At 74.9% G+C, this 17,215-nt stretch carries 16 protein-coding genes; 7 read left to right on the forward strand and 9 right to left on the reverse strand.

The annotated features are described in order from the left end of the window. Positions 1-16: 16 nt before the first annotated feature. From ACFQ8C_RS19495 to ACFQ8C_RS19510, 4 genes are all read right to left on the reverse strand, one after another. A complete protein-coding gene (locus ACFQ8C_RS19495) occupies positions 17-1,276 on the reverse strand; it encodes an NAD(P)/FAD-dependent oxidoreductase (protein ID WP_383458881.1) in 1,260 nt (419 codons plus the stop codon). Between the two features lie 128 nt (positions 1,277-1,404). Continuing rightward, positions 1,405-2,706, reverse strand: coding sequence for a deoxyguanosinetriphosphate triphosphohydrolase (locus ACFQ8C_RS19500; protein WP_383458882.1), 1,302 nt, complete (start codon positions 2,704-2,706; stop codon positions 1,405-1,407). Positions 2,707-2,741: 35 nt separating this feature from the next. Further along, positions 2,742-3,497, reverse strand: coding sequence for a sirohydrochlorin chelatase (locus ACFQ8C_RS19505; protein ID WP_383458885.1), 756 nt, complete (start codon positions 3,495-3,497; stop codon positions 2,742-2,744). 327 nt (positions 3,498-3,824) lie between these two features. Further along, positions 3,825-4,283, reverse strand: coding sequence for a GNAT family N-acetyltransferase (locus ACFQ8C_RS19510; protein ID WP_383458887.1), 459 nt, complete (start codon positions 4,281-4,283; stop codon positions 3,825-3,827). A gap of 75 nt (positions 4,284-4,358) precedes the next feature. Here ACFQ8C_RS19510 and ACFQ8C_RS19515 point away from each other — a divergent pair, with 75 nt between their 5' ends. The 3 genes from ACFQ8C_RS19515 (at position 4,359) to ACFQ8C_RS19525 (ending at position 8,006) form a co-directional block, all read left to right on the forward strand. Next, positions 4,359-5,081: an aquaporin gene (locus ACFQ8C_RS19515; RefSeq protein ID WP_383458890.1), complete on the forward strand. Its 723-nt coding sequence runs from the start codon at positions 4,359-4,361 to the stop codon at positions 5,079-5,081. 32 nt (positions 5,082-5,113) lie between these two features. Next, a complete protein-coding gene (locus ACFQ8C_RS19520; RefSeq protein WP_383458893.1) occupies positions 5,114-5,815 on the forward strand; it encodes a vancomycin high temperature exclusion protein in 702 nt (233 codons plus the stop codon). A gap of 73 nt (positions 5,816-5,888) precedes the next feature. After that, on the forward strand, positions 5,889-8,006 hold the full coding sequence (locus tag ACFQ8C_RS19525) for a molybdopterin oxidoreductase family protein (RefSeq protein WP_383458896.1): 2,118 nt from the start codon (positions 5,889-5,891) through the stop codon (positions 8,004-8,006). Here ACFQ8C_RS19525 and cutA read toward each other — a convergent pair. From cutA to ACFQ8C_RS19545, 4 genes are read right to left on the reverse strand one after another with little or no spacing between them, the layout of a single operon-like run. Next, complete coding sequence (cutA, locus tag ACFQ8C_RS19530) at positions 7,993-8,715, reverse strand: divalent cation tolerance protein CutA (RefSeq protein WP_383458899.1); 723 nt, start codon at positions 8,713-8,715, stop codon at positions 7,993-7,995. The two genes, ACFQ8C_RS19525 and cutA, sit on opposite strands and share 14 nt — an antisense overlap. Next, positions 8,712-10,616 carry an ABC transporter ATP-binding protein gene (locus tag ACFQ8C_RS19535; RefSeq protein WP_383458902.1) on the reverse strand — a complete coding sequence of 635 codons (1,905 nt, stop codon included), beginning with the start codon at positions 10,614-10,616 and terminating at the stop codon, positions 8,712-8,714. The genes cutA and ACFQ8C_RS19535 overlap by 4 nt, the downstream gene beginning before the upstream one ends. Next, the gene (locus ACFQ8C_RS19540) at positions 10,613-12,355 is read right to left on the reverse strand and encodes an ABC transporter ATP-binding protein (RefSeq protein WP_383458905.1); all 1,743 of its coding nucleotides are present in this window, start codon (positions 12,353-12,355) and stop codon (positions 10,613-10,615) included. The genes ACFQ8C_RS19535 and ACFQ8C_RS19540 overlap by 4 nt, the downstream gene beginning before the upstream one ends. Positions 12,356-12,364: 9 nt before the next feature. Further along, positions 12,365-12,964 carry an NADPH-dependent FMN reductase gene (locus tag ACFQ8C_RS19545; protein WP_383458908.1) on the reverse strand — a complete coding sequence of 200 codons (600 nt, stop codon included), beginning with the start codon at positions 12,962-12,964 and terminating at the stop codon, positions 12,365-12,367. An 87-nt stretch (positions 12,965-13,051) separates the two neighbouring features. Between ACFQ8C_RS19545 and ACFQ8C_RS19550 the strand changes: the two genes are divergently transcribed. The 4 genes from ACFQ8C_RS19550 (at position 13,052) to ACFQ8C_RS19565 (ending at position 16,195) form a co-directional block, all read left to right on the forward strand. Next, the gene (locus ACFQ8C_RS19550; protein WP_383458911.1) at positions 13,052-13,864 is read left to right on the forward strand and encodes an aminotransferase class IV; all 813 of its coding nucleotides are present in this window, start codon (positions 13,052-13,054) and stop codon (positions 13,862-13,864) included. 9 nt (positions 13,865-13,873) lie between these two features. Continuing rightward, positions 13,874-14,668, forward strand: coding sequence for a sporulation protein (locus tag ACFQ8C_RS19555; protein ID WP_383458914.1), 795 nt, complete (start codon positions 13,874-13,876; stop codon positions 14,666-14,668). Positions 14,669-14,973: 305 nt separating this feature from the next. Then, positions 14,974-15,486: a hypothetical protein gene (locus ACFQ8C_RS19560; protein WP_383458917.1), complete on the forward strand. Its 513-nt coding sequence runs from the start codon at positions 14,974-14,976 to the stop codon at positions 15,484-15,486. A gap of 88 nt (positions 15,487-15,574) precedes the next feature. After that, complete coding sequence (locus tag ACFQ8C_RS19565) at positions 15,575-16,195, forward strand: class F sortase (RefSeq protein ID WP_383458920.1); 621 nt, start codon at positions 15,575-15,577, stop codon at positions 16,193-16,195. Positions 16,196-16,204: 9 nt separating this feature from the next. Here the strand turns inward: ACFQ8C_RS19565 and ACFQ8C_RS19570 are convergent, their stop codons facing one another. Then, complete coding sequence (locus ACFQ8C_RS19570) at positions 16,205-16,990, reverse strand: TSUP family transporter (RefSeq protein WP_383458922.1); 786 nt, start codon at positions 16,988-16,990, stop codon at positions 16,205-16,207. Positions 16,991-17,215: the final 225 nt, after the last annotated feature.

Below are 17,215 nucleotides of genomic sequence, written 5' to 3' on the forward strand. Positions count from 1 at the left end.
GGTGCCGCCGCGGTGGTCAGGTGAGGCTCTCCAGCGCCACCGAGGGGTCGCAGAGGGCGTCCGGGTCCACGGTGGCGCGGGAGCGGATGAGCTTCTGGATCGGGTCCGTGACGTCCCACACGTTCACGTTCATCCCGGCGATCACCCGGCCCTCCTTGAGCCAGAAGGCGATGAACTCGCGCTTGCCGGTGTCACCGCGGACCACCACCTGGTCGTACGAGCCCGGGGGCGCCCAGCCGGAGTACTCCATGCCGAGGTCGTACTGGTCGGTGAAGAAGTACGGGATCCGGTCGTAGGAGACGTCCTGGCCGAGCATGGCGCGGGCGGCGGCGGGGCCGCCGTTGAGGGCGTTGGCCCAGTGCTCGACGCGGATGCGGTGGTGGAGGAAGGGGTGCTCGAAGGCGGCGACGTCGCCGGCGGCGTGGATGTCGGGGTCGGAGGTGCGCAGCGAGGAGTCGACGGCGACGCCGCCGCCGTCGGCGCGGTCGACGAGGGCGAGGCCGGCGTTCTCGGCGAGGGTGGCGCGGGGGGCGGCGCCGATGGCGATGAGGACGGCGTGGGCGGGGTGCTCCTCGCCGTCGTCGGTGCGGACGGCGAGGACCATGCCGTCCTGGCCGGTGATCTCGGTGATGCGGGCGCCGAAGTGGAAGCGGACGCCGTGCCCGGTGTGGAGGTCGGCGAAGAGCTGGCCGAGCTCGGGGCCGAGGACGCGGTGGAGGGGGGTGGGGTCGGCTTCGACGACGGTGACCTCGGCGCCGTAGGTGCGGGCGGCGGCGGCGACCTCCAGGCCGATCCAGCCGGCGCCGGCGATCACCAGGTGGCCGTTGTCCCGGCCGAGGGCCTTCAGCTCGTCGCGGAGCCGCTCGGCGTGGGAGAGCCGGCGCAGGTGGTGGACGCCGGCGAGGCCGGTGCCGGGGATGTCGAGGCGGCGGGGCTCGGAGCCGGTGGCGAGGAGCAGCTTGTCGTAGCGGATGACGGTGCCGTCGCCGAGGCGGACGGTGTGGGCGTCCCGGTCGACGGAGGTGACGGTCTGGCCGAGGTGGAGCTCCACGTCGTGCGCGGCGTACCAGCCGGGTTCGTGGACGAGGGCGGAGTCCCGGTCCTTCTTGCCGAGGAGGTAGCCCTTGGAGAGCGGGGGGCGTTCGTAGGGGTGGTCGCGTTCGTCGCCGATGAGGATCACCCGGCCGTTGAAGCCCTCGGCGCGGAGCGTCTCCGCCGCCTTGGCGCCGGCCAGGCCCCCGCCGACGATGACAAAGGTCTGATCTGCGTCGACCACGTTGATTCCTCCTCGTTGCGACCGGTTCTCTACGCTACGCCCCCGGGCCCGGCCCCGGTCGCACCGCCCCGGGACGTGCATGCGAGGGTCCCGCACGGCGGCGGAAGGCGAAAGAGGGCCGACGGGCCCTAGGCGCCGGGGGTGCGGAGGCGGGCGTGGAGGGCGCGGGCGGAGGCGTCGGTGAGGGATGCGATCTGGTCGACGATCACCCGCTTGCGGGAACGGTCGTCGGGCGCGGCGGCGAAGAGGGCGCGGAACTGCGGTTCGAGGCCGTCGGGGGCGCGGGCGACGAGCGCCTCGGCGAGTTCGGCGACGACGATCCGCTGGTCGGCGCGGAGCGCCTCCTGTTCGGCGCGCTGCATGACGTACCGGTCGGCGACGGCCTTGAGGACGGCGCACTCGTTGCGGGTGGGGCGGGGGACGACGAGCTCGGCGCCGTAGCGGGTGAGGCGGCCGGAGCCGTAGGCCTGGCGGGTGGCGCCCTCGGCGGCGAGGCAGAAGCGGCCGATGAGCTGGCTGGTGGCGTCCTTGAGGCGGGCCTGGGCGACGGCGGAGCCGTCGTAGCCGTGCGGCCACCACTCCTGGTCGACGAGCCGGTCGAGCGCTTCGGCGAGTTCGGCCGGGTCGGTGTCCTCGGGGACGTAGCGGCCGATGGCGACGGCGAAGACGTCGGCGCGCTCGGGCTCGGCGTAGAGGAGGTTGGGGTCGATGTGGCCGGCGTGCAGGCCGTCCTCGAAGTCGTGGACGGAGTAGGCGACGTCGTCGGACCAGTCCATGACCTCGGCCTCGAAGCACTTGCGCTGGTCGGGGGCGCCGCGCCGGACCCACTCGAAGACGGGCAGGTCGTCCTCGTACACGCCGAACTTGGCGGAGCCGGGGTCGGTGGGGTGGCCGCCGCGCGACCAGGGGTACTTGGTGGCGGCGTCGAGGGCGGCGCGGGTGAGGTTGAGGCCGACGGGGACGGGATCGCCGTCGGGGCCGGTGACGAAGCGCTTGGGCTCGATGCGGGTGAGGAGGCGGAGCGACTGGGCGTTCCCCTCGAAGCCGCCGCAGTCCTTGGCGACGTCGTTCAGCGCCTGCTCGCCGTTGTGCCCGAAGGGCGGGTGGCCCATGTCGTGGGAGAGGCAGGCGGCTTCGACGAGGTCGGGGTCGCAGCCGAGGGCGGCGCCGAGCTCGCGGCCGACCTGGGCGCACTCCAGGGAGTGGGTGAGCCGGGTGCGGGGGCTGGCGTCCCAGGCGTGGCCCCGGGTGCCGGGGGTGACGACCTGCGTCTTCCCGGCGAGCCGGCGCAGGGCGGCGGAGTGCAGCACGCGGGCGCGGTCGCGCTGGAAGGCGGTGCGGCCGGGGCGCTTGTCGGGCTCGGCGGCCCAGCGCTCGGTGGCGGTCGGGTCGTACCCGGGGGTCTCGCTGGTGCCGTCGTAACCTGCCATGTCTCGACGGTAACCGGACGGACCGACACGAGGGGTCAGATGGCGGCGAGTTCCCGCGTGGGGGTGGCGGGGCGGCCGGTGCGGGCCCGGTCGTAGCGGTGCAGGACGAGCCGGGCGAGGGCCGGGTGGGCACCGAGCGGGTCGGCGGCGATCCAGGGGGCGTGGGCGGCGGCGCGGGCGGCGAAGAGGCCGGGGGCGGTGAAGCAGGAGGCGACGGCGATCCGGTGGCGGCCCCGGGCGGTGAGCGCGGTGACGGCCTCGGGGACGGTGGGGGCGGCGGCGGAGGCGTAGGCGGCGAGCACGGGGGTCCCGCCGAGGCGTTCGCCGAGCGCGGCGGCGATCCGGCGGAGGGTGGCGGCGGAGCGGGGGTCGCGGGAGCCGGCGGAGGCGAGGACGACGCCGGTGGCGCGGGAGGCGGAGTCGGCCGGGGTCCAGCCGGCCTGGGCGAGCCGGTCGGCGAGGGCGTCCACGAGGAGGGGGTGCGGGCCGAGCGGCGCGGCGGTGCGGGCGCGCAGGCCGGGGACGGCGGCGAGGGCGGCGGGCAGGTCGTGGGTGACGTGGTGGCCGGGGGCGAGGAGGAGCGGTACGAGAACGGCCTCGCGCCCCTCGGCGGCGAGGGCCGTGAGGGTGTCGTCGAGGAGCGGCGCGTTCAGCTCGATGTGGGCGAGGCGGACGTCGAGGCCGGGGCGCAGCTCGCGGACCCGGTCGAGGAGGCGGGCGAGGGTGGCACGCGCGCGTGGGTCGCGGCTGCCGTGCCCGACGGCGACGAGGGCGGGGGTGCGGGTGTCCATGGGGCGGGTGCCTCCTCCTCGGGCGCCGGGGCGACGGGGCCGCGGCCCGGGCGCGTGCGGCGGTCCGGTCGCGGCCGGATGCGCGGCCGGCCCGGGTGGTCCGGCCGCGCGTCCGGTCGGCGGCGCTGCCGACACGGCCCGGCGGCACGTGCCGCCGGTTCCGTCCTGGTCCCGATCCTGACCCCGGCACGTTGCCTCCCCGTTGCGCGCCGGTCACGACTGTTCTCCATGACCTCACACGGGTGTTTCACCGGGCTCACGCGCGCGTGGGGACCGGTGTCAGGCGGGGGCGGGCGCGCAGCGGGTCCCGGGCCCGGTGCCCCGGACTCAGTTCCCCGGGCGCCAGACGTACCGGACGTCCGGCTCCCGCTCCTCGTTGCGCTCGCCGTCGGTGTGCTCGGCGGCGGTGAAGCCGTGGCGTTCGTAGAAGCGCCGGGCCGGGGCGTTGACCTGGAAGGTCCACAGTTCCAGGCCGGTCGGGCTGGTCCGCTTGGCGAGGTCGACGAGGCGGTCGCCGATGCCGTGGCCACGCCACGGCGGGTCGACGTAGAGCTGGTCCAGGTCCTCGCCGTCCAGCACCATCATCGCGACGACCGCGCCTCCGGCGGTCGCCACCCAGGTCTCCTGGTGGGGCACGACGACCCCCTGGATCCAGGAGCGGACCTGGTCGTCGGTGTGTGCCCGGCGGACGTCCGGGAGGGCGGCGGTGTACGAGCGCAGCCAGACGTCGGCCACGGTGGTGGCGTCGGAGGCGGCTGCGCGGCGAATGACGAGGTCGTTGATCACCGACGGATCGTACGGAACGGGCACCCCTCTCCTCCCCTCTTTTTTCGTTCCGAATCACGGAATATCTTTTCCACTATGAGAATGTCCCCCGCGTCGCTCCCCCGACGCGTCACCGCCGAGTTCACCGGCACCGCCGCCCTGGTCGCCGTGATCGTCGGCTCCGGCATCCGCGCCGACTCCCTCAGCCAGGACATCGGGGTCCGGCTGCTCGCCAACGCCACCGCCTCCGCCCTCGGCCTCGGTCTGCTGATCGCGCTCCTCGGACCGCTCTCCGGCGCCCACTTCAACCCGGTCGTCACCCTCTCCGAGTGGTGGGCCCGCCGCCGGGAGCAGGAGGGCCGCGAGGTCCTCGCCTACCTCACCGCCCAGGTCGCCGGCGCCGTCGCCGGCGCCCTGCTCGCCGAGGCGATGTTCGGCCGCGCGCCCGGCTCCTGGTCCACCGAGCCGCGCGCCGCGCTCCACCTGCTGCTCGGCGAGGCCGTCGCCACCGCCGGGCTCGTCCTCGTCGTCCAGGGCCTGCGGCACATCGGCCGCCCCCAACTGGCCCCCGTCGCCGTCGCCGGCTACATCGGCGCGGCGATCTGGTTCACCTCCTCGGGCTCCTTCGCCAACCCGGCGGCCACCGTCGGCCGCTCCCTCACCGACTCCTTCACCGGCATCGCCCCCGCCTCGGTCCCCGCCTACGCCGCCGCCCAGTTCCTCGGGATGCTGCTCGGGATGGGGCTGGCGAGTGTGCTGTACGGAACAGACGGAGCCTCCGCAGAACCCCGGAAGGCTCCCGCGCGTCGAACGGGGTGACAGTCCGACCCCGCCCCCTGGAGGCACAGCCGATGCAGGTCCGGTTCCCCCGCACCGTCCGGGCCCGCCGCCGTACCGTCCAGGCCGTGATGGCGGCCGCCGTCCTGGCCCTCGCCCCCGCGACCTGGATGCACACCGCCGCCGCGGACAGGCTGCGGACCACCGCCGACGTGCCCGCCGCGGACGTCGCCGTGGTCTTCGGCGCCGGCCTCTGGAAGGGGCGCCCCACCCCGTACCTCGCCCACCGGCTCGACACGGCCGCCGAGCTCTACCGCACCGGCAAGGTGAGGGTCCTCCTCGTCACCGGCGACAACAGCCGGACCGAATACGACGAGCCGAGCGCCATGCGCGCCTACCTGGCGGCCCGGGGCGTCCCGGACGGGAAGGTCGTCAGCGACTACGCCGGCTTCGACACCTGGGACAGCTGCGTCCGGGCCCGGAAGGTCTTCGGCGTCGAGCGGGCCGTCCTCGTCACCCAGGACTTCCACGTCAAGCGGGCGGTCGCCCTGTGCCGGCGGGCCGGGGTCGCCTCGTACGGCGTCGGGGTCGCCGAACCCCGGGACACCACCTGGTACTACGGCACCACCCGGGAGCTCTTCGCCGCCGGGAAGGCCGCCCTCGACGCGGCCGTCCGACCCGACCCGCGCTTCCTCGGCCCCGCGGAGCCCGGGGTCGCCGAGGCCCTGGCGGACGGAGCCCGTACCGCCCCGGCCTCACCCTCCGCGCGCCCGTGACCTGAGCGGAGAGCACCGCGCCCGTAATACGGGACGCCGCCGCCCGTAACACGCCCGACGCACCCTTGACGGCATGTCCGACGCCACCACGGTCCCCACCCACTGCCCCTACTGCGCCCTGCAGTGCGGCATGAAGCTCCGCCCGACCGGCACGGCGGAGCTGCCCGCCGAGGTGGTCGAGCGGACCGACTTCCCCGTCAACCGGGGCGCGCTGTGCGGCAAGGGCCGCACCGCCCCCTCCGTACTCTCCTCCCGGGTCAGGCTCACCGAGCCCCTGGTCCGCCGCCCTGACACCGGGGCGCTCGAACCGGCCTCCTGGGAGGAGGCCCTCTCCGCCGTCGCCGAGGGCCTGCGCCGGACCCGCGCCGACCACGGCCCCGATGCCGTGGGGGTCTTCGGCGGCGGCGGACTCACCAACGAGAAGGCGTACACGCTCGGCAAGTTCGCCCGGCTCGTCCTCGCCACCTCGCAGATCGACTACAACGGCCGCTTCTGCATGTCCTCGGCGGCCGCCGCCCACCAGCGGGCCTTCGGCCTCGACCGCGGGCTGCCGTTCCCGCTGGAGGACGTCCCGAAGACGGGCTGTGTGATCCTCGTCGGCTCCAACCTGGCCGAGACGATGCCCCCGGCGCTGCGCTACCTCACCGAGCTGAAGGAGAACGGCGGGAAGCTGATCGTCGTCGACCCGCGCCGCACCCGCACCGCCGAACAGGCCGACCTCCACCTCGCCCCCCGCCCCGGCACCGACCTGGCGCTCGCCCTCGGCCTGCTCCACCTGGTCGTCGCCGAGGGCCGCGTCGACGAGGAGTTCGTCGCGGAGCGCACCTCCGGCTGGGAGGCCGCCCGGGCCGGCGCGATGGCCCACTGGCCCGAGCACGTCGAGCGGATCACCGGCATCCCGGTGCCGCGGCTGCGCGAGGCGGTCGCGATGTTCTGCGACGCCGAGGACTCCATGGTGCTGACCGCGCGCGGCCCCGAGCAGCAGGCCAAGGGCACCGACACCGTCGGCGCCTGGATCAACCTCTGCCTCGCCACCGGCCGGGCGGGCCGGCCGCTCTCCGGCTACGGCTGCCTCACCGGCCAGGGCAACGGCCAGGGCGGCCGCGAGCACGGCCAGAAGGCCGACCAGCTGCCCGGCTACCGCAAGCTCGACGACCCCGCCGCCCGCGCCCACGTCGCCGGCGTGTGGGGCGTCGCCCCCGAGACCCTGCCGGGGCCGGGGCGCAGCGCCTACGAACTCCTCGACGCGCTCGGCGGCGAGGTGAAGTCGCTGCTCCTGATGGGCTCCAACCCGGTCGTCTCCGCGCCGCACGCCTCCCACGTCGAGGACCGGCTGCGCTCGCTCGACTTCCTCGCCGTCGCCGACGTCGTCCTCTCCGAGACCGCCGCACTCGCCGACGTCGTCCTGCCGGTGACCCAGTGGGCCGAGGAGACCGGGACGATGACCAACCTGGAGGGGCGGGTGCTGCTGCGCCGCCGCGCCCTCACGCCGCCGGCCGGGGTCCGCACCGACCTGGAGGTGCTGCACTCCCTCGCCGGACTGCTCGGCTGGGAGAAGGGCTTCCCCACCGACCCCGAGGAGGTCTTCGAGGAGCTGCGGCGGGCCTCCGCCGGCGGCCCCGCCGACTACTCGGGCATCAGCTACCGGCGGATCGAGCGGGAGCAGGGCGTCTTCTGGCCCTGCCCCGAGACCGCTCCCGGCGAGGGCGAGCACGCGGGCACGCCCCGGCTCTTCCTCGACCGGTTCGCGACCGCCGACGGGCGGGCCCGCTTCATCCCGGTGACGCACCGGCCGGCCGCCGAGGAGACCGACGCCGACTACCCGGTGGTCCTCACCACCGGCCGGGTCGTCTCCCAGTACCAGTCCGGGGCGCAGACCCGGCGGGTCGCGGAGCTGAACGCCGCCGCGCCCGGCCCCTTCGTGGAGCTGCACCCGCGGCTCGCGGAGAGGCTCGGGGTCGCCGAGGGCGAGCCGGTGGCGGTGGTGTCGCGGCGCGGGCGGGCGGTGGCGCCGGCCCGGATCACCGGCGCGATCCGCCCGGACACCGTCTTCATGCCCTTCCACTGGTACGGGGAGGGGCGGGCGAACACCCTGGTGAACCCGGCGCTCGACCCGGTCTCCCGGATGCCCGAGTTCAAGGTGTGCGCGGTCCGTCTGGAGCCGGTCGCCGGCGGAGCTACCGCCGGCTGAACCAGTCGCCGCTCTCGATGACCGGGCCGAGCGGCGCGTCCGGTGCCGCCAGGTACACCCAGGCGGACAGCCGGACCCCGTCCGCGACCCGTACGACGTCCATGGCCGCCCGCTCGTACCCGGCGGGCAGCTCCAGCCGGTCGAGCAGGCCGAACAGATCGCCGTAGTCGCCGGACGAGGGCGTGAGGAGGGTGCCGGCCACCTCGCCTCCGTCCGCCGGGACGACGTACGGATAGCCGGGCCCGTCGTGCAGGACCGCCCCCGGCAGCACGGCGTCCGCCTCGGTGCCGATCCGCCCGGCGAGGAACCGGTCGTGGTTGTACCCGCCCGGGCGCAGCGTCCCGTACACGAAGAACGGGCGCTCCTCGTACGCGGCGGCTTCGGGCTCGACGGCGTCCTCGGTCTCCTTCTCGACCCAGCGGGCGTACCCCTCGGCGACCCGCGTCACCCGGGTGGCGAGGATCTCGGGCGTCTCGTAGTCGTGGGCCGCGATCAGGTGTGCTTCAAGGGCCTGGTAGCGGGCCTCGGTGGTCTTGAGGACCACCTCCCACTCCTCGGTGGTCTCGATCGCGCCCCGCCAGTGGTAGACGGAGGTGACGGGCCCGGAGATCTGCGCGCACGCGGCGAGCCGGGCCTCGACGGCGCCGCGCGCCAGGGCGTCGGCCTTGGCGCGCGCGTCGGTGGTGGTGGTGCGGACGGTGACGATCACGCCTCCACCGTAGGGGCGAACTGTGCCGCGTGCAGCCGGGCGTACGCGCCGCCGCGGGCCAGCAGCTCCTCGTGGCCGCCCTGCTCGGCGATGCCCCCGCCGTCCATGACCACGATGGTGTCGGCGTCCCGGATCGTGGAGAGCCGGTGGGCGACGACGAAGCTGGTCCGGCCGGCCCGCAGGGCGGACATGGCGCGCTGGACGTGGAGTTCGGTGCGCGTGTCGACGGAGCTGGTGGCCTCGTCGAGGACGAGGATCACCGGGTCGGAGAGGAAGGCGCGGGCCAGCGTGACCAGCTGGCGTTCGCCGGCGCTGAGACCGCCGCCGTCCTCGTCCAGGACGGTGTCGTAGCCGTCCGGCAGGGTACGGACGAAGCGGTCGGCGTGGACGGCCTCGGCCGCGGCGACGATCCGCTCGCGGGAGACCTCCCCGGGGACGCCGTAGGCGATGTTCTCGGCGATGGTGCCGCCGAAGAGCCAGGTGTCCTGGAGGACCATGCCGATGCCGGAGCGCAGCTCCTCCCGGTCCATCCGGGCGGTGTCGACGCCGTCGAGGAGGATCCGGCCGCCGGTCGGCTCGTGGAACCGGAGCAGCAGGTTGACCAGGGTGGTCTTGCCGGCGCCGGTGGGGCCGACGAGGGCGACCGTGCGGCCGGGTTCCACGGTGAGGGAGAGGTCCTCGACGAGCGGCCGGTCCGGCTCGTAGCGGAAGGAGACGCGCTCGAAGGCGACCCGGCCGCGCAGCACGGCGGGCTTCTCGGGGGTGGCCGGTTCCGGGCGCTCCTCCTCGGCGTCGAGGAGGTCGAAGACCCGCTCGGCGGAGGCGACGCCGGACTGGAGGAGGCCCGCCATGGCGGCCACCTGGTTGACCGGCCCGTTGAACTCGTAGGAGTACTGGACGAAGGCCTGGACGTCGCCGACGGTCAGGGTCCCGCTCGCCACCTTCAGGCCGCCGAGGACCGCGATCAGGACGTAGCCGAGGTTTCCGGCGAGGGTGACGGCCGGCTGGACGAGGCCGGAGACGACCTGGGCGCGCAGGCCGGCCCGGTACAGCTCCTCGCCGAGCTCGTCGAAGCGGCGGACGGCCTCGTCCCGGCGGCCGAAGGCGACGACCTCGGTGTGACCGGTGATGGTCTCCTCGGCGTGGCCGCCGAGCCGGCCGGTGACCGCCCACTGCCTCACGAACTGGGGCTGGGCGCGGCGGGCGACGAGGGCGGCGAGGCCCAGCGAGACGGGGACGGTGGCGAGGGCGACGAGGGCGAGCGCCGGGGAGATCCAGAGCATCATCGCGAGCACCCCGAGGAGGGTGAACACGGCCCTGATCATCTGGCTCAGGGCCTGTTGCAGGGTCTGGGTGACGTTGTCGACGTCGTTGGTGGCGCGGGAGAGGACCTCGCCGCGCGGCTGTCCGTCGAGGTAGCCGAGGGGCAGCCGGGCCAGCTTGTGCTGGGCCCGCTCGCGCAGCCGGTGGCCGGCCCGCTGCACGACGCCGGTGACGAGCCGCTGCTGGACCCAGGTCAGCAGGGAGGCGCCGACGACGGCGGCGCCCGCGAGGGCGAGCTGCCGGCCGACGGCGGTGAAGTCGACGCCGTGCGGGCCGGCGGCGCCGGTGAGGACGAGGTCGGTGGCCCTGCCGAGGAGGAGCGGGCCGAGGACGGCGAACCCGACGGCGGCGGCGCCGGCGGCGAGGGCCGCGGCGAGCCGGGCCCGGTCGGGGGCGAGGGTGCGCAGCAGGCGCGCGGCGGAGGCGCGGAAGTGGAGGGAGCGTTCCAGGGAGGGGCCCGCTCCCGGGCCGGGTCCGCCCGGCTGGGGGGCGGGGCCCCGGCGGGCGGGGGCGGTGGGCGCGGTGCGCGGGGCGGGGGCGGTGGGCGCGGTGGGGCGCGGGGTGGTCGCGGTGGTCACGCGGCGGCCTCCTCGGTCGGCTGGGAGCGGACGATCTCCCGGTAGGTGGGGCTGCTCGCCAGGAGCTCCTCGTGGGTTCCGGTGCCGACGGCGCGGCCCCGGTCGAGGACGACGATCCGGTCGGCGTGGCGGATGGTGGAGACCCGCTGGGCGACGAGGAGGACGGTGGCGCCGGCGGTCTCGCGGCGCAGGGCGGCGCGCAGCCGGGCGTCGGTGGCGTTGTCGAGGGCGGAGAAGGAGTCGTCGAAGAGGTAGAGGCGGGGGCGGGCGACGAGGACGCGGGCGATGGCGAGCCGCTGGCGCTGGCCGCCGGAGAGGTTGGAGCCGCCCTGGGTGACGGGCGCGTCGAGCCCCTCGTCCAGGGCCCGGACGAAGTCGGCGGCCTGGGCGGTCTCCAGCGCGTGCCACAGCTCCTCGTCGGTGGCGCCGGGCTTTCCGTACCGCAGGTTGGAGGCGATGGTGCCGGAGAAGAGGTACGGCTTCTGGGGGACGAGTCCGACGGTGGCGGCGGCGAGTCCGGGGTCGAGGGCGCGGACGTCGGTGCCGTCGAGGAGGACCCGGCCGCCGGTGGCGTCGAGGAGCCGGGGCACCAGGCCGAGGAGGGTGGACTTGCCGCTGCCGGTGGCGCCGATGATCGCGGTGGTCTCGCCGGGGGCGGCGTGCAGGGTGACGCCGCTGAGGACGGGTTCCTCGGCGCCGGGGTAGCGGAAGGTGATGTCCTCCAGGGCGAGCCGGCCGGAGCCGCCGCCGGGAAGGGCGCGGACCGGTTCGGCGGGCGGGGCGAGGGAGGGGGTGGTGCCGAGGAGTTCGCGGACGCGGGCGGCACCGGCCTCGGCCCGGGGCAGGTGCATGAGGAGGAAGAGCGTCATCATCACGGACATGGCGGTCTGTAGGAGGTAGCCGAGGAACGCGACGAGGGTGCCGGCCCGGACGGCGCCGGAGTCGATGCGGTGGGCGCCGGCCCAGACCAGGAGGATCGTGGCGGCCTCCCAGACCAGCAGGACGACCGGATACATGACGGCCTGGAGCCGGCCGGCCCGCAGGCCGGTGTCGAGGAGGGCGTCGTTGGCGCCGGCGAAGCGGGCGCGTTCATGGCCGTCGCGGACGAAGGCGCGGACCACCCGGACGCCGGTGATCTGTTCGCGCAGCACCCGGGTGACCCGGTCGAGGTGCTCCTGCATGCTCCGGAAGAGGGGCCGCGTGCGGAGCACGACGGCGCCGACGGCGAGGGTCATGACGGGGACGAAGAGCAGCAGGACGAGGGCGAGCGGCACGTCCTGGCGCAGCGCCATGCCGAGCCCTCCGGCGCACAGCAGCGGGGCGGCGACGAGCATGGTGAGCGCGAGGACGGCGAAGGTCTGCACCTGCTGGACGTCGTTGGTGGCGCGGGTGACGAGGGAGGCGGTGCCGAAGCGGCCGCGCTCCAGGACGGAGAGGTCCTGGATCCGCCGGAAGACCTCGGAGCGCAGGTCACGGGCGACGGCGAGGGCGATCCGGGCGGCGGTGAAGGTGACGGCGGCGGCCGCGGCGGCCTGGAGGAGCGTGACGCCGGCCATGGCGGCCCCGCCGGACAGGACACGGCCGGTGTCGCCGCGGAGCACGCCCTCGTCGATGACGCCGGCGTTGAGGGCCGGCAGGGTGAGGGAGGCGAGGCTCTGGAGGAGCTGGAGGAGGACGAGTAAGACGAGCCGGGCGCGGTGCGGGCGCAGGCGCCCGGCGAGAAGTCGCAGCAGTGTCATGACGTTCCCTCAGGCGGCGTACGGCCGGACGGCCTTGGCGTCCCGGAGGGCGTTCCCCCACCAGGCGAGCTGGTCGAGCATGAGCTTGGCGCCGGCCTCGGGCCCGGTCGGGTCCCTGAACCGGCCGTCCTCGTCGAACTGCCCCTGGGCGTTGGGCAGGACGACCCCGTCGCGGACGGTCACGGCGTGCATCTCGGCGTAGACCTGGCGGAGCTGCTCGACGGCCCGGATGCCGCCGGAGATCCCGCCGTAGGAGACGAAGCCGACGGGCTTGGCGCGCCACTCGGTGTAGTGGCGGTCGATGAGGTTCTTGAGGGAGGCGGGGAAGGAGTGGTTGTACTCGGGGGTCAGGACGACGAAGGCGTCGGCGGCCTCCAGGACGGGTGTGACGCGGGCGAGTTCGGCGCGGACCGCGGGGTCGGGGTCGTAGGAGAGGGAGGTGGGGAGCTCGACCTCGGCGAGGTCGAGGACGGTGAGGGCGAAGTCGGCGCGCTCGGCGACGCGGGTGCGGAACCAGTCGGCGATGACGGGGGCGAAGCGGCCTTCGCGGTCGCTGGCGACGACGAGGGCGAGGGTCAGGGGGGCGGTGGTGGAGTGCGTGATGTCCATGCCGAGGATCGTGGTACCTCAAGTTTGGTTGAGGTCAAGCGGGCTTCCGGGAAACCTCCGGACCGCCACCGTGACTACGGTGGGTCCATGACGACTTCACCCGCTCCCGCCCCCGCGCACATCGAGGTCGACGGGGTCCCGGCGACCGATCCCGGGGTCCTCGCCGCCGTCATGAGCGGCTACGGCCACTTCACCGCGATGCAGGTGCGGGACGGCCGGGTGAAGGGCCTCGGCCTGCACCTCGACCGCCTCGACCGGGCCACCCGCGAGCTGTTCGGCGAGCCGCTGCCCGGACAGCGGGTGCGGGACCTCCTCGCGCGGGCGCTCGGGGCGTCGGGACGCCGGGACGCGTCGGCGCGGGTGTACGTGTACGAGGGCGGCCCCCTGGTCCGGGTGGCGGTCGCCGTGCGCGAGGCCGCGCCCGACGGCCTCGGCGCGCCGCAGCGGCTGACGGCGGTCGGCTATCTGCGCCCGGCGGCGCACCTCAAGCACCTGGGCGGCTTCGGCCAGCGGTACCACGGCGACGCGGCGCGCCGGGCCGGCTTCGACGAGGCGCTGCTGACGACGCCGGCGGGCGAGCTCGCGGAGGGCGCGGTCACCAACATCGCCCTCTGGGACGGCACTTCGCTGAACTGGCCGACGGCCCCGCACCTCACGGGCATCACGATGGAGCTGCTGACGCGCCGGCTGCCGTCGCGCCACCGCCCGGTCACCCTGGAGGAACTTCCGCGCTTCCGGGCGGCGTTGGTGACGAACTCCCGGGGGATCGCGGCGGTGACGGCCGTCGACGGAGTGACGTACGAGGTGGACGAGGAGCTGATGGAGCGGGTGCGGGGCGCGTACGCGGCGGTGCCGGGCGAGGAGATCGTTTCCGGTGACGGGGGCGGATCCGCCGACTAGCCTGCGGGCATGGTTTTCAAGAGGCTTTTCGGCGGCGGCGTCCCGCTCGAGGTGGACACGATCATCGAGCCCGGCCCGGTGCGGCCCGGCGGCATGCTGCACGGGGAGGTGGTGGTGCGCGCGCCCGAGCGCGACCTGGAGATCGAGTCCATATCGCTCAAGCTCGTCGCGAACGCGCCGCTCTTCCACAAGGGCGACGGAGACGGCCAGGCGGACGGCGACACGATCGGCCACCCCAGCGCCAGCGGCTGGTTCAAACTGAGGAAGGGCCAGGAGAAGCGGGTCCCGCTGAAGTTCCGGCTGCGGTGGGAGACGCCGGTGAACGAGCTGCGGGGAGAGGACCTCGGGGTCGTCATCGGCGTCAGCACCGAGGTCGATGCGGCGGGCGTGAAGGCGCAGACGGACATGGACCCGGTGCGGGTCGAGGCGCTGCCGCTGCACGAGGCGGTCCTCGACGCGTTCGCGGCGGAGGGGTACGCGGTCGACGGGGCGCGGGTCCACGGCGCGATCATCCCCGACGTCGAGCGGCACCTCTACGCGTGGCAGGGCTTCCGGCTCGTCCACCCGGACCCGGCCGCGGGACGTCTGGGGAAACTGGAGCTGACCTTCCACACCAACGCGGTCGGCAGCGAGATCTTCCTCCGGAAGCTCGCCGGATCGACGAAGTACTGGGAGGACAAGCCCCCCGCCCTCCGCTACGTGGCCGCCCACCACGAGGTCGGCGCGCGCGACTTCGCGGCGGACGTCCGGAAGTGGCTGGACGAGGTGACCCTCCTGAAGAGCACGGAACGCGACGAGGACTGACACACCCGCCGCCCCGGCCGCGGCCACGCGCTCCGGCCCCGCGGGGGACGGCGGGCGCGGCCCACGCGGGAGGTGGCGGAAGGGCCCACGCGGGAGGTGGCGGAGGGGCCGCTCACCCGTTCGGCACGGCATGTCGGCTGACGGCCCGAAACCGGCTCTGAGCTGTACGAACGCCCGGATTCCAGTCGACGCGCCGTATCGGACGGCGCAATCCTGATGCCCCATCAGCAGGCGGGGTCCGGGCCGGGGACGTTTGCTCGGTCGTACGGAAGACCGAACGACCGCGCGCCCCGGAGGACCCCACCATGCGCCCCACTGCCCGCCTGCTCACCGGAACCGCGCTGACGGTCGTCGCGCTCGGCGCCTTCGCCGCGCCGGCCGCGTACGCGAACAACGACGGACCCGAGTCGCTGGAGATCTACCCCTCCTCCGCCTCCCCCGGCACCACCGTCACCGTGAACACCCTCGCCTGCGGCAAGAAGGGCCACGGCGTCGGGGACGCGAACTCGGTCGGCGCCGGGGAGTTCCAGCTGAGCCCGAGCACCCACAAGGAGGTCGTGGTCGGGCAGTTCACCCTGCCCCAGCACGCCAAGCCCGGGACCCACTGGATCGGCGTGGCCTGCGACAACGGCCGGACCGCCCGGGGCGAGCTGACCGTGAAGCACCGCGAGCCCAGCGGTCACGTCAAAACCGGTGTCGGCGGCAGCATCGGCCCCGACACCGCCCAGGTCACGGCGGGCGCGGCGGTGCTGGCCGCGGCTGCCGTCGGCGGTGTGTGGCTCATGCGGCGCCGGGCGAGCGGCACCCACGGCCACTGATCACACCGCCTCGTCCCGCCCCCGCCCGGCTCCCGCACACGGCCGGCCGGGGGCGGGGCCCATCCCCCTCCCCGAGTGAGGAATCGACGTGAGCAACAGGAGCAAGGGCTGGGGCGTGGCGGTAGCCGCCTGCGTCGGCCTCTGGCTCGTCCAGAACGGCTCGCAGGACGTCACCCCGCCCGTCCCGTCCGCCGCCCAGGCCTTCGCCGCCGGCCCGAGCGTCCACACCGACGCCGCCGCCGACCCGCTGCCGTCGTCACCGCCGGTGCGGCTGCGCATCCCGGAGACGGACGTGGACGCTCCGATGACCCGGCTCGGCCTGGCCGCGAACGGCTCCCTGGAGGTGCCGCCGGCGGAGGACCGCAACCTCGCCGGCTGGTACGGGGACGGCGTCACGCCCGGCGCCAAGGGCACCGCGATCGTCGCCGGCCACGTCGACAACGCCGGCGGCCCCGCCGTCTTCTACACGCTCGGCGCCCTGAGGAAGGGCCACCGGATCGAGATCGACCGGGAGGACGGCAGGACGGCGGTCTTCACCGTCGACGCCGTCGAGGTCTACGGCAACGACTCCTTCCCCGACGAGAAGGTGTACGGCGCCACCGACCGCGCCGAGCTCCGGGTGATCACCTGCGGCGGCGGCTTCTCCGAGAAGCGCGGCGGCTACCAGGGGAACGTGGTGGCCTTCGGGCACCTCATCGGGGTGCGCTGAGCCCGGCCCTCAGCTCCACTGGTCCCAGCCGAGCTTCGCCACCATGGAGAGCACCACGACGAGCAGCACCCCGCGGACGAACCCCGAGCCCTTGCTCAGCGCCATCCGGGCGCCGACCATCCCGCCGGTCAGGTTGAAGGCGGCCATGAGGGCGGCCAGCTGCCAGTAGACGGTGCCCTGGTAGGCGAACATCGCCAGCGCGCCCGCGTTGGTGCAGACGTTGACGATCTTGGCGGTGGCGGAGGCCGTCACCAGGTCGAGGTGGAGCACCGCGGTCAGGGCGAGCACCAGGAAGGTGCCGGTGCCGGGCCCGAACAGGCCGTCGTAGAAGCCGATCCCGCCGCCGACGAGGACGATCGCGGTGGCCACCCGGGCCCGGGTGAGCGGCGCCCGGTCCTCGCTCTCGGGCCGCGCCCCGAAGGAGGGCTTCAGGATCACGAAGGCCGCCACCGCGACGAGCACCACGATGATCAGCGGCCGCAGGATCTCCTCGTCGACGGCGGTCGTGAACAGCGCGCCGGCCGTCGAGCCCGCGAGGGCCGCGAGCCCGACCCGTACCGCCGTCCACACCGGCACCTTCGTCTTGCGGACGTAGGTGATCGCCGCGCCCGTCGTGCCGACGATCGCGACCGCCTTGTTGGTGCCGGTGACGTAGGGGTACGCGGCGTTCGGCAGCCCGATCAGCAGCGCCGGCATGAGCAGCAGCCCGCCCCCTCCGACCACGGCGTCGATCCAGCCCGCGACGAGCGCGGCCAGGCACAGCAGGACGAGGGTGGTCAGGGTGATCTCAGGCATGGCAGCGAGCCTAGGGACGGGATCGTTGCCCGGTCCATCAATCTCCTGATCGTTGAGCAAGCTCAGAGCTTGTGTGGCCCGGCGCCCGGTCCGGCGCGGCCGGCGCCGCCGGGTCGACCGCGGCGGTCAGCAGGGTCGCGGCGAGCGCCCCGGCGCCGACGAGCACGGCGGCGAGCCGGCGCCGAAGCCGCTCCTCGGTGGGCGGCGCCGGCCGGGCCCGGTGCC

Source organism: Streptomyces sp. NPDC056503, from assembly GCF_042794995.1.
In the GTDB taxonomy this organism is placed as follows: Bacteria; Actinomycetota; Actinomycetes; order Streptomycetales; family Streptomycetaceae; genus Streptomyces.